Raw genomic sequence first — 12,731 nt, 5'->3', positions numbered from 1 at the left:
TCAATTACTATGAAACTAATGACATCTGTAACAAGAATACAGACAAAACAGCAGCCGACAAACACTCCTATGATTATCTGTCGGTTGTTGTTTTAATGATAATGCCATTTCATTACAGTGATCCTTTGCTTATTTCTACTATTAGTGTAAGACTACTCTGGCATATACCAAAAAGAATTAAACTGATATAAATATGTTCTGGCTCCTTTTGGTACTTGGGTTATTGTATTAAATATATTAATATAGTCTCCCGCTCCCATCGCTATGGATAAAGCACCAAAGACACCCAAAGTACTTTGAGACGGTATGATTAGTGCAATAATATATGGAATGAAGCCGAATGCAAGATTGGGTAACAGTGACATGAATATAAATCGCCCCTTACTCATAGTTTCAGGTCCGACGACAAATAGCATCCCATGTTTTAAGTTTGTGTAAAGGTAGACATCTTCTTTGAAACATAATGCATGAAGTAATTCATGGGGAAAGGCACACGCCAGAGATAAAACCCCTCCAAGGAGAGTGGTAGGGATTCTTTATTTAAATTATATCTCCCTTTATAATGTAATTTCATATGTACTCCTTTGCCAAAGTTATAAAAAGAGCTGTGCTCTGGCAGTTATCTGCTAGTGTACAGCTCTTTCTTTTTTCTTAAAATATAATTATATTATCTTATATTGCTTAAAATTACTCAGCCATCTTTACAAGCTTCTCGTACTTCTCCTTAGCATCCTGCTCAGCTTTTGCAAATAATGCAGCAGCTCTTTCTGGATTTGTTCTGCTAAGTCTGTTGTAACGAACCTCGCTCTGAAGGAATTCTTGGTAGCTAGCCTTTGGAGCCTTAGAATCTAACACGAATGGATTCTTTCCTTCTGCTTTTAAAGTAGGATTGAATCTGAATAAGTGCCAGTAACCAGCTTCAACTGCACGCTTCTCTTCAGTCTGAGCACTTGTCATACCGCCCTTGATACCATGGTTGATACATGGTGCATAAGCGATAATTAAGGATGGACCTGGATAGTTCTCAGCTTCTGTGATAGCCTTGATACACTGATTGTAATCAGCACCCTGAGCGATCTGTGCTACATATACGTAACCATAGCTCATAGCGATTGCAGCAAGGTCTTTCTTCTTCACTTCTTTACCAGCAGCAGCGAACTGAGCAATTGCACCAGTTGGTGTAGCCTTAGAGGACTGTCCACCTGTATTGGAGTAAACTTCAGTATCGAATACCATGATATTTACATCCTGGCCGGAAGCGATTACGTGGTCAAGACCACCGAAACCGATGTCGTAAGCCCAACCGTCACCACCAAAGATCCATTGGGACTTCTTAGATAAGAAGCTCTTGTTCTTTAAGATGTTTGCTCTGTCAGCATTATCACATCCGCAATTTTCTAATGCAGCAACTAATTTCTTAGAAGCAGAAGCATTTGCAGTGGAGTTATCCTTTGTTGCAAGGAACTCTTCAGCAGCAGCCTTTACATCAGCATTGGAGGAATTAGCGATTAAGTTTTCAGCAGATTCGATTAAACGTTTTCTAAGAGCTACCTGAGCTAATTGCATACCGAAACCGAATTCAGCGTTATCCTCGAATAAGGAGTTAGCCCAAGCTGGACCCTTGCCTTCTTTATTTACTGTATAAGGTGTAGATGGAGAGGAACCACCCCAGATGGAAGAACATCCAGTAGCGTTTGCAATGTACATTCTATCACCATATAACTGAGTAATTAATTTAGCGTAAGGTGTTTCACCACAACCAGCACAAGCTCCGGAGAACTCAAGTAATGGCTGTTTGAACTGGCTACCCTTAACTGTAGTTTCTTTGAATTTCTCAAGGATTTCAGCAGGAGTCTCTAATGTTACTGCGTAATCAGCGTATTTTTGAGTATCATATTGATTCTCAAGTAAATCCATGCTAAGAGCTTTGTTACCCTTAACTTCTGGACAAACATGTGCACAGCTTCCACATCCTGTACAGTCAAGTACAGAGATAGTAATAGCAAATTTCTTGCCTTCCATCTGCTTCATGTTAACCATCTTCATTCCCTCTGGAGCATTAGCAGCCTGCTCCTCAGTCATTACAACTGGACGGATAACTGCATGAGGACATACATAAGAACAAAGGTTACACTGTAAACAGATTTCTGGATTCCATACTGGAACATCGATTGCGATACCACGTTTCTCGTATGCAGCTGTTCCTAGAGGTACAGTACCGTCTGCATTCTCAACGAAAGCAGATACAGGAAGACTGTTACCGTCCTGAGCATTTACCTTGTGAAGGATAGTGTTAACATAATCAAGAACTTCTGGTCTACCAACAGTAGCAGTAGCAGCTAAATTCTCATCTTCAGCATTTGCCCATTCAGCAGGTACTTTAATCTCAACAAGACCTTCCACACCACGATCAATTGCAGTATGGTTCATCTTAACGATATCATCACCCTTCTTAGAATAAGAAGCAGTAGCAGCGTCTTTCATGTATTTAACAGCATCCTCGATAGGAATGATGTTAGCTAATTTAAAGAATGCAGCCTGAAGGATAGTATTGATACGTCCGCCAAGACCAACTTCCTTACCAATCTGGATACCGTCGATGGTGTAGAACTTAATGTTGTTCTTTGCCATATAACGTTTTACCTGACCAGGAAGGTTCTTCTCGATTTCTTCCATGTTCCAAGAACAGTTAAGGAGGAAAGTACCACCCTTCTTAAGATCCTGTACCATGTTATATCTTCTAACATAAGCTGGCATGTGACAAGCAACGAAGTCAGCTTTGTTGATTAAATAAGTGGATTTGATTGGGCTATCACCGAAACGTAAGTGGGAGATAGTAACACCACCGGATTTCTTGGAGTCATAATCAAAGTAAGCCTGAGCGTACTTATCAGTATGGTCACCGATAATCTTGATGGAGTTCTTATTAGCACCTACAGTACCGTCTGCACCAAGTCCCCAGAATTTACAAGCAGTTGTACCCTTGTTAGCTGTTTCTGGATTTTCTGGAAGGTCAAGGGAAAGATGAGTAACGTCATCGTTGATACCGATTGTGAAATTCTTCTTTTCCTTGTTATTATAAACAGCGATAATCTGAGCTGGTGTAGTATCCTTGGAACCTAAACCATAACGGCCAGTTAATACAGGGATATCAGTAAACTTAGTATCCTTAAGAGCAGCTACAACGTCTAAGTATAAAGGCTCACCAAGTGCACCTGGCTCTTTTGTTCTATCAAGAACTGTAATCTGCTTAACAGATGCAGGAATAGCCTCTAATAAATGCTTAGCGGAGAATGGTCTGTAAAGACGAACCTTGATAAGACCAACCTTAGCACCACTTGCATTCATATGATCGATTGTCTCTTCGATAGTATCGCAAACTGAACCCATAGCGATAATAACGTGATCTGCATCAGCAGCTCCGTAGTAGTTGAATAATTTATAATCAGTACCGATCTTTGCGTTAACCTTGTCCATGTACTCCTGTGTAAGCTCAGGGATTGCATCATAATACTGGTTGCAAGCTTCTCTTGCCTGGAAGAATACGTCAGGGTTTTGAGCAGTACCTCTTTGAACTGGGTGTTCTGGATTTAAAGCTCTGTTACGGAAAGCATCTACAGCGTCCATATCAGTCATTTCTTTTAAATCTTCGTAGTCCCAGATAGCGATTTTCTGGATTTCGTGTGATGTTCTAAAACCATCAAAGAAATGGATAAAAGGAACACGACCTTTGATTGCTGTTAAGTGAGCTACAGCACCTAAGTCCATAGTTTCTTGAACATTACCTGAGCAAAGCATAGCAAATCCAGTTTGACGACAAGCGTAAACGTCGGAATGATCTCCGAAGATGGAAAGTGCATGACTTGCAAGAGCACGTGCAGAAACGTTAATAACGCCCGGTAATAACTCACCAGCGATTTTATACATATTAGGAATCATTAATAATAAACCTTGAGATGCGGTGTAGGTTGTTGTTAATGCACCTGCCTGCAACGAACCGTGAACAGCACCTGCTGCACCTGCTTCAGACTGCATCTCGGATAACAATACTTCGTGTCCGAAGATGTTCTTTCTTCCCTGAGTTGCCCACATATCTGTGTAGTCAGCCATTGGTGAAGATGGTGTGATTGGATAGATTGCCGCTACATCGGTAAATGCATATGACACGTGAGCCGCAGCGGTATTACCATCCATGGTTTTCATTTTTCTAGCCATGTTTGAATATCCTCCTTATAGAATGGTAATTATAAGATATCTATAATTACCTAGGTTTAATGTATTTTAAAAAATACCTACATAAAAGATTATCACTAAACCATTAAATAGTAAAGGCTTTCTTTTGTTTTCAACCGAAAAATAAGCAAATTCTCCATAACAAACAAAGAAATATAAGGAAAAAATAACTTAACTTGTGAAAAATGGTACAATATGGTTATTTATTATGTAACGTATTTATATGTTACTTATTTAATATAGAAAAAAATCATACTTCAAATTGAACTGGTAATTTTCTAAAGATTAGTCAGCAACTACCTAAGTGTTATAAGTATGTTTCTGCGAGTTTCTGTTATACTAATTCATACAATCGAAACTATGTATGGAAATTCATTTTTGGTCATATAAATGAACTAGAAGATTAGTTGATAAAACAATGAATCAAATCTTAGATAATTCAATTGTTTTTATCAGGAAAAAGAAAGATTTGTGTCGATAAGGATTTCATAATATATCCCTTTGGTCTTGTTGACAAGAGGTTTTGAATACGATATAATACTTTGAATATTGGTATTATATCGTTTTTATGCTTATTAGCTAGACTGCAGAGATATATTCACAAGAGAATAATGTAGTATGGAGGAAGGGTATTTCAATGGCGGAGAAGAAGAATATTTTGACCTATGAAGGGCTGAAACAATTAGAGGATGAATTACAAGAATTAAAAGTAAACAAGAGAAAACAGGTTGCTCAGAAGATCAAAGAAGCCAGAGAACAAGGTGATTTGTCAGAGAATGCAGAATACGATGCAGCGAAAGACGAGCAAAGAGACATAGAGGCAAGAATCGAAGAAATCGATAAGATTTTAAAAAATGCGGAAGTCGTTGTTGAAGACGAGGTAGATGTTGATAAAATTAACATTGGTTGCTTGGTAAGAATCTTAGATATGGAATATGATGATGAATTAGAATATAAGATTGTAGGTTCTACCGAAGCAAATAGCTTAAAAGGAAAAATCTCAAATGAGTCACCAGTTGGTAAAGCATTAATCGGCGCAAGAAAAGATGATGTGATTGAAGTTGATATCAATGGCAATATCTTTAAATATAAAGTTCTTGAGATTCAAAAATCGAATTAAGATGTATAATGGCTGCAATGCGCAGAAAAAAGAGCGACCATAAGAGGTGCAACAGCATACTAAATGGTCGCTTTCTATGATAACAATGTGCATATCGAATCCGTAAGTAGATAAGATACTGCTAACTATGGATGCGAGTAAAAGGAAAGGAAGAAAACAGTGGCAGAGGAGAATAAGGTTCAAAACGTAAATAATACTCAGGAAGTTAACGTAAATGAATTAATTAAAGTAAAAATGCAAAAACTTGCTGATTTACAAGAAGCAGGAAAAGATCCGTTTCAGAAGATGAAGTATGATGTGACCCATCATACTACAGAGATCAAAGATAACTTTGAGAGTTTAGAAGGCCAGACAGTAGCACTTGCTGGTAGAATTATGACAAAGAGAGTAATGGGAAAAGCCTCATTTATTAATATTCAGGACAAGCTTGGCAATATTCAGTCTTATGTTCAAAGAGATAGCATAGGAGAGGAAGAATATGCTGGATTTAAAAAATTCGATATCGGTGATATTGTAGGAATCAAGGGTGAAGTTTTTAAAACACATGCAGGTGAAATCTCTGTACGTGCAACTGAAATCATTTTATTATCAAAATGTTTACAAGTATTACCTGAAAAATATCACGGATTAACAGATACAGATACAAGATATCGTCAAAGATATGTAGACTTAATGATGAATCCAGAAGTAAAAGAAACATTCATTAAGCGTTCTGCTATCATTCGTGAAATCCGTAATTACTTAGATGGAGAAGACTTTATTGAAGTAGAAACTCCAGTTTTAGTTAAGAATGCTGGTGGTGCTGCAGCAAGACCATTTATGACACACCACAATTCTTTAGATGAGGACTTGAATTTAAGAATTTCCCTAGAGTTATACCTAAAGAGATTGATTGTAGGTGGATTAGAAAGAGTATATGAAATCGGTAGAGTGTTCCGTAACGAAGGGTTATCCGTTCGTCACAATCCTGAATTTACTTTATTAGAGTTATATCAAGCATATACAGACTATAACGGAATGATGGATTTAACAGAAAAACTATTCCGTACGGTAGCAGAAAAAGTACTTGGTACAACAAAGATTTCTTATGAAGGTGTCGAAATTGACCTTGGTAAACCATTTGAGCGTATTACCATGGTTGAAGCAGTTAAGAAATATACAGGAATTGATTTTGACCAGGTTAAGACAGAAGAAGAAGCAAAAGCACTTGCAAAAGAGCATCATGTTTCCTTTGAAGATAGACACAAAAAAGGCGATATCTTAAGCCTATTCTTTGAAGAATTTGTAGAAGAACATCTGATACAACCAACCTTTGTATTAGATCATCCAGTTGAAATTTCTCCTTTGACAAAGAAAAAACCAGAGAATCCAGAATATACAGAACGTTTTGAATTATTTGTTACGAAGAGAGAAATGGCAAATGCATACTCTGAGTTAAATGATCCAATCGATCAAAGAGAACGCTTTGTGGCACAAGAGGCATTAAAAGCTGCTGGTGATGAAGAAGCGAACTCCATGGACGAAGATTTCCTAAATGCATTAGCATATGGTATGCCTCCAACTGGTGGTATCGGAATTGGTATTGACCGTTTCGTAATGTTATTAACGGATTCTGCTGCAATCCGTGATGTGTTGTTGTTCCCAACAATGAAGAGCTTAGATAAATAAAATAGTGAAAATCATGGAAGCACCATTGCTTATAGAATTAAATATAGGTAATGGTGTTTTTCTAAGAGAAGTTATTTACAAATCTATTTCTATTCAAGGCAATAGGAGTTTAAGCGAATAGTGAATTGGATATAATTCTGACAGAACCACGATAAGAGGTTGTTATACAGTACAATGCGAAGGGGCATAGGAAGGTAGAATGCCGCTTACTGTGTAGCAACTTTTTTCTAGTGCAATTAGGCAGTTTTACTAAATTTGATGCGTAAGTAAGTAAAAAAAGAGAGATTTTTTCCTATTTTAGTTTGATAACTTGCTGACTGACTTAGTTTGTAGTAACATAAGAGAAAGAAAAAATGAGGAATTTCAGATGAGAAAAAGTAAGAAGATTAGCATAGTTTCCATACTATTACTTATTATAATGTTAGTAATTGGACAGTATGTATATACGACTGACCAACGAAAGCAAGCAGAAGGAAACAAGGCAACATCCGCAGAGGTCACTGATGATCCGCTAATGAAGGTTCATTTCATTGATGTAGGTCAAGCGGATTGTATTTTAGTCGAACATAATAAGAAGTACATGCTGGTGGATGGAGGCAATAATGCCGATAAAGATGTTATACTTGATTATTTAGATGACCTAGGTGTAAAAGAGTTTGAAGCTGTTATTATGACTCATCCACATGAAGACCATATTGGAAGCATTGACTCTGTCATTCGGGAATTTAAGGTTAAGAAGATTTATGCGCCAAAAAAAGAACATACTTCAAAAACATATGAAGATGTACTAAAGGCAGTAATGGAAACCGGAAATACTCTCCATGCACCAAAACCTGGAGAGAGTTTTCGCTTTGGTGCTGTTACTGTAACATTTTTAGCACCGGGAAGAGATTATGAAAATGAACTAAATAATTGGTCAATTGGAATTAAAGTAAGTAATGGGAAACACTCATTTGTAATGTGCGGTGATGCTGAGAAGGAAGCCGAGGAGGATATGCTAGCTACTAAGCTTGATTTGAGTGCAGACGTATTAAAACTGTCTCACCATGGAAGTAATACCTCATCAACGAAAGAATTTGTGAAAGCAGTGAATCCAAAGTATGCTGTTATTACAGTAGGGAAGGATAATTCCTACGGACATCCAAGTAAAAGCACAATCAAGATGCTTAAGGAGTATAAGATTCCTTATTTCCGTACCGATGAACAAGGTACTATTGTTATAACATCGGATGGAAAACAACTAACGTGTAATGTAACTCCGATGTTATAACATCGGATGGAAAACAACTAACGTGCAATGTAACTCCGATGAAATAACCTCGAATGGATTACAATGTATCACCATTTGACTTACATTCGAGGGAACACTAGAGTTATAAAAATATGTAACATGTCATCGATGAACGAACATCATATGGAGAACAATTGTCTCATAATGCATCTCCGATACAATAATACTTGAAAGCAAGGAGCTAGTTTATGAAATATATTATTGACAGATTTGAAGGAACCTACGCAGTCTGCGAGGATGAGAAAAAGGATATGGTGAATATTCCAAAGTATAAACTTCCAATGGAAGCAAAGGAGGGTGACTTACTCATTGATGATAACGGCATCATACGGATCGATGATAGAGAAGCGGATGAAAATCGTAAAAAGATGAATCAGATGATGAGCAAGTTGTTCAAATAAGATGGGAATGTATTACAGAATATTTAAATTTTTAAAAACTATCGATATTCAAAAATCATTGTGATATAATATTTACGTTACACTGCCTGTATTATGCGGTAATTGCTTTTTTGCGAAGATGGAATATATCAGTTAAAATAGGTGAAAAATAGAGGTAACTGTTCGATTGCATTCATATTGAGCAGTTACTTTGATACATATCTTCGCAATGAAGTTAGTGAGAGGTATAGGATTCAAACCTCACTGTGCGCAAAGCGCAATGGGTAAGAATGTAAGGAGGCGCGAAATGCTAAATAACAGGAAAATTAGGTTGATGACTAAACTTGCTGCCTATGAGAATGAGGAAGGCAAAGAGGACATTCGACTTAGTAAGTATTATAAAACAGATTATGTCAGACTTCAGGTATTAAAATCTATTACAGCAACCGCTTTTGGTTATTTGTTGTTACTATTTATGATTTTTATCTATAAGTCAGAGTATTTGATTGAGAATGCGGTTTCATTGGATTATCGCTCCATTGGAATGACAATTCTTGGATACTTTATAGTATTACAAACAATATCAATCATCGGAACTTTGATTGGGTACTCAATAAAGTACGATCGTTCAAGGAAAAAATTATCCAAGTATTTTAATTTATTAAAAAGGCTTCGTATCATTTATAAAGAGGAGGATGGTAGCCTTATGAATGAGTCACAAAGGGAGGATACTTCATTATGATGCAAATTCTTGAGTTTCGTGAGAAACTTCGCGAAATCTATCAAAAATATCAGAACTACTTAAATCCAGCGATAAAATTTATCGTCGCATTGATTGTATTTATGGTAATTAATAAGGCAATCGGATATGATGATAAGCTTAATAAAATCACCATTGTCTTACTATTATCGGTGGTAAGCGCGGTAACTCCATCCGCTATCTTAGTATTGTTAGCCATGGTATTATCCTTAGCACATGTCTACTCGGTAGCACCGTTACTTGCTATATTATTGGTGTTTATTTATATCATATTATATTGCTTTTTTATAAGATATACTCCAAGTTTCGGGTATGTAGTATTAGGTATTCCGATTTTGTATGCACTTCATATTCCATATACAGTACCGTTATTACTTGGGCTAATTGCTAGTCCAATCACAATACTACCAGCTTCTTGTGGCGTGGCAATCTATTATATTATCCATGTTATTCAAGAAGAAGTAGCTACCGCAACAGATATTACCAGTATGGATGATATATTCCCGGTATTTATTAATATTATTGATAAGATCGTTGCTAACAAACAAATGATTATGTCAATTATTGTCTTTGCTTTAGTAATAGCAGTAGTTTATGTAGTACGTCGATTAAAGATTGAGTATGCGTTTGAAATCGCAATCGGTGCTGGTACTGTAACCACCATAATTGGCTTTTTAATCGTAGACCTTCGACTTGACATACCAAAACAGATTGGTACAATGATTTTAGGAACCTTGATTTCTGCTGTAATTGTAGTTGCGATTCAATTTTTCCGTAGAGTGCTTGATTATACTGCTGTAGAAAATGTTCAATTTGAAGACGATGATTACTATTATTATGTAAAAGCAGTTCCTAAAATTAAAGTTAGCATGACCAACGTTAAAGTGAAGAGAATTAATGCACAACGTGGTTCTGAAGAAGAAATTGACGATTCCTTTGAGGATGATGACGAAGATAAAAGAGAAATGGAACGTCGCATTCGTGATAATCAAGCAAGAGAAGCAAGATTACAAGACAATATGAATCGAAGACGATAAGAAAGATACGATTAGGGTGGGGATGTAAGCATGGAATCAATTAAGACGTTTATACAAGACTATTTGGTACGCCTTTCTTTACCGAAATTAAAGATAACGGATATCATTGAGATATTCTTACTGGCATTCTTAATCTATAATGTGATTAAGTGGGTAAAGACAACACGTGCATGGTCCTTAATGAAAGGATTAGTGATCTTGTTTGTCTTTTGGGTCATTGCCTACATCTTTAACTTTAATGTGATAATCTGGATCTTTGTGAATACGATTAACGTTGGTATCATAGCATTAATTATCGTATTCCAGCCAGAGTTTCGAAAGGCGTTAGAACAACTTGGACAAAAGAGTATCGTCTCTCCGTTGTTCTATCTAAGTGAAACCAAAGAAAAACCAGAACGATTTTCTGATGAAACACTGAATGAGCTGGTAAGGGCAACTTTTGAATTAGCGAAGGCAAAAACTGGTGCTTTGATGGTAATTGAGCAAGAGGTATCATTAGGTGAGTTTGAGCGAACTGGTATTGCCCTCGATGCGGTATTAAGTAGTCAGTTATTAATTAATATTTTTGAACACAATACACCGCTCCATGATGGTGCTATCACCATACGGGGAAATAGAATTACAGCAGCAACTTGTTATCTACCGCTCTCAGACAATATGAGACTATCAAAAGATTTAGGAACAAGACACCGTGCTGCGGTTGGTATTAGTGAGGTAACAGATAGTTTTACAATTATCGTTTCGGAGGAAACAGGTAAGGTATCGATTGCAAAGGGCGGTCAATTAATCCGTAGTGTTGATGGGGATTATTTAAGGGCTAAACTTTCGGAAATACAAAAAAAGGCACCGAGCGAAGTAAAGAAGATAAAGCTATGGAGGGGAAAGAGAAAGAATGAAAAAGGTACTAACTAGAAATATAGCGCTTAAAATCATATCTTTCCTTATCGCTGTCTTATGTTGGGTGATGATTATGAATATCTCAGACCCCTACATAATCAGTACGATTGATGATATTGAAGTTCAAACCATCAATACGGAGACTATGGAACAACATAACAAGCGTTATGATGTGGAGTCTGGCGATATTATCTCAATAAAGGTTCGAGGAAAACGTTCGATTATCGACGGATTAAAGAATACTGACTTTATAGCGGTCGCTGATTTTAATGAAATGTCTATGGTGAATGCAGTGCCAATTCACGTATCACCAAAGGAATCATACAAATACAATGCCGATGAAATTGAGATATTAGAGCAAACTCAGATGATGACATTGACACTGGAAGAACTGGATACGCAAACCTTTCGGGTTAACGTAAGACAAACGGGAGAGGCGAAGGAAGGGTACTATGTCACGGAATTAATCGCTAATCCTAATATTATTGAAATCTCTGGGTCTAAGAAGAAGATTGCTAAGATTAAGGATGTTGTCGTAGAGATTAACGTAGATCAAGCAAGTAGCTCTTATCAAGTTATGTCAAACCTTATTGTTTATGATGAGAATGGGTATATTATTGACACGGAAAAACTGGATTTTGAAACCAAGGAAGTAACAGTGGATATTACTGTTTTACCAACAAAAACAATACCTATTCAAGTATCACCGATTGGTACTCCTGCCTATGGTTATAAATGCACCGATGTTGTGTGGGAACCAAAAAACATTACAATCGCTGGTGAGCAGAAAGATCTGGATAAGATCTACTGGTTAAAGCAGCAGATCGACATTAGCGGGAAGAAAGAAACCTTCCCAGAGAAAAGAAATATTGAAACCATCTTAGAAGATGCATATCCTGGAGTATATACCTTAGTTGATGAAAGCAATACCTTTGATATTACTGTGAAAATTGATCGATTGGAAAGTAAAGATTTATCTGTACGTATGTCGGATATTCAGGTGAAAAACCTAGATAGTGATTATGAGGTTATTTTTAAGACACTTGGAAATATTAATGTACGTGTCATGGGTGTTTCAGAATCTTTAAGTGAAGTATCTGCGCTAACGATACGGCCATATATTGATTTATTGAATTATGGACTGGGAACCCATTCGGTTACAGTACAGTATAAGGCGAATGATCAACTCACAATTCAACCAGTTACTATTAGTGTTGAGGTAGTGGAGAGAGAATAAGAGTGAAATAAAAGTCGATGGTGACTATAGTGACTAGGGAGTGTCGTAGGTGAATCTATGACACTCCCTAGGCAATACTCTATCATAGAGGTTAGGCCAGGAATGGAG

9 protein-coding genes and 1 pseudogene are annotated in these 12,731 nt (G+C 36.8%); 8 read left to right on the top strand and 2 right to left on the bottom strand.

The features are described from left to right. Positions 1-152: 152 nt before the first annotated feature. Both CC92_RS0109475 and nifJ read right to left on the bottom strand, forming a co-directional pair. Positions 153-500, bottom strand: coding sequence for a DUF3267 domain-containing protein (locus CC92_RS0109475; RefSeq protein ID WP_242841390.1), 348 nt, complete (start codon positions 498-500; stop codon positions 153-155). 187 nt (positions 501-687) lie between these two features. Continuing rightward, a complete protein-coding gene (gene nifJ / locus CC92_RS0109470; protein ID WP_029503128.1) occupies positions 688-4,215 on the bottom strand; it encodes a pyruvate:ferredoxin (flavodoxin) oxidoreductase in 3,528 nt (1,175 codons plus the stop codon). 655 nt (positions 4,216-4,870) lie between these two features. On the opposite strand from nifJ, the gene greA reads away from it, so the two are divergent. From greA to CC92_RS0109430, 8 genes and pseudogenes are all read left to right on the top strand, one after another. Continuing rightward, entirely contained in the window at positions 4,871-5,353 is a 483-nt protein-coding gene (greA, locus tag CC92_RS0109465; protein WP_029503129.1) for a transcription elongation factor GreA, read from the top strand. A gap of 159 nt (positions 5,354-5,512) precedes the next feature. Next, a pseudogene (gene lysS, locus CC92_RS0109460) lies at positions 5,513-7,012 on the top strand (lysine--tRNA ligase); the annotation flags it as partial. Positions 7,013-7,388: 376 nt separating this feature from the next. Beyond that, positions 7,389-8,291 carry a ComEC/Rec2 family competence protein gene (locus tag CC92_RS0109455; protein ID WP_029503131.1) on the top strand — a complete coding sequence of 301 codons (903 nt, stop codon included), beginning with the start codon at positions 7,389-7,391 and terminating at the stop codon, positions 8,289-8,291. Between the two features lie 209 nt (positions 8,292-8,500). After that, a complete protein-coding gene (locus tag CC92_RS0109450) occupies positions 8,501-8,713 on the top strand; it encodes a DUF3006 domain-containing protein (protein ID WP_029503132.1) in 213 nt (70 codons plus the stop codon). A 286-nt stretch (positions 8,714-8,999) separates the two neighbouring features. Then, positions 9,000-9,434, top strand: a complete 435-nt coding sequence (locus CC92_RS0109445) for a hypothetical protein (protein WP_051650734.1) — start codon at positions 9,000-9,002, stop codon at positions 9,432-9,434. After that, positions 9,431-10,489 carry a hypothetical protein gene (locus CC92_RS0109440; protein WP_029503134.1) on the top strand — a complete coding sequence of 353 codons (1,059 nt, stop codon included), beginning with the start codon at positions 9,431-9,433 and terminating at the stop codon, positions 10,487-10,489. The genes CC92_RS0109445 and CC92_RS0109440 overlap by 4 nt, the downstream gene beginning before the upstream one ends. 30 nt (positions 10,490-10,519) lie before the next feature. Continuing rightward, positions 10,520-11,401: a diadenylate cyclase CdaA gene (gene cdaA / locus CC92_RS0109435; protein ID WP_029503135.1), complete on the top strand. Its 882-nt coding sequence runs from the start codon at positions 10,520-10,522 to the stop codon at positions 11,399-11,401. Next, positions 11,382-12,623 carry a YbbR-like domain-containing protein gene (locus tag CC92_RS0109430; RefSeq protein ID WP_029503137.1) on the top strand — a complete coding sequence of 414 codons (1,242 nt, stop codon included), beginning with the start codon at positions 11,382-11,384 and terminating at the stop codon, positions 12,621-12,623. Before cdaA ends, CC92_RS0109430 begins: the two co-directional genes overlap by 20 nt. Positions 12,624-12,731: the final 108 nt, after the last annotated feature.

This window comes from Lachnoclostridium phytofermentans (genome assembly GCF_000733755.1).
GTDB lineage: Bacteria > Bacillota > Clostridia > Lachnospirales > Lachnospiraceae > Lachnoclostridium > Lachnoclostridium phytofermentans_A.
The sequence above is the reverse complement of the archived record's forward strand: the minus strand, read 5'-3'. Positions and strand labels throughout refer to the sequence as shown.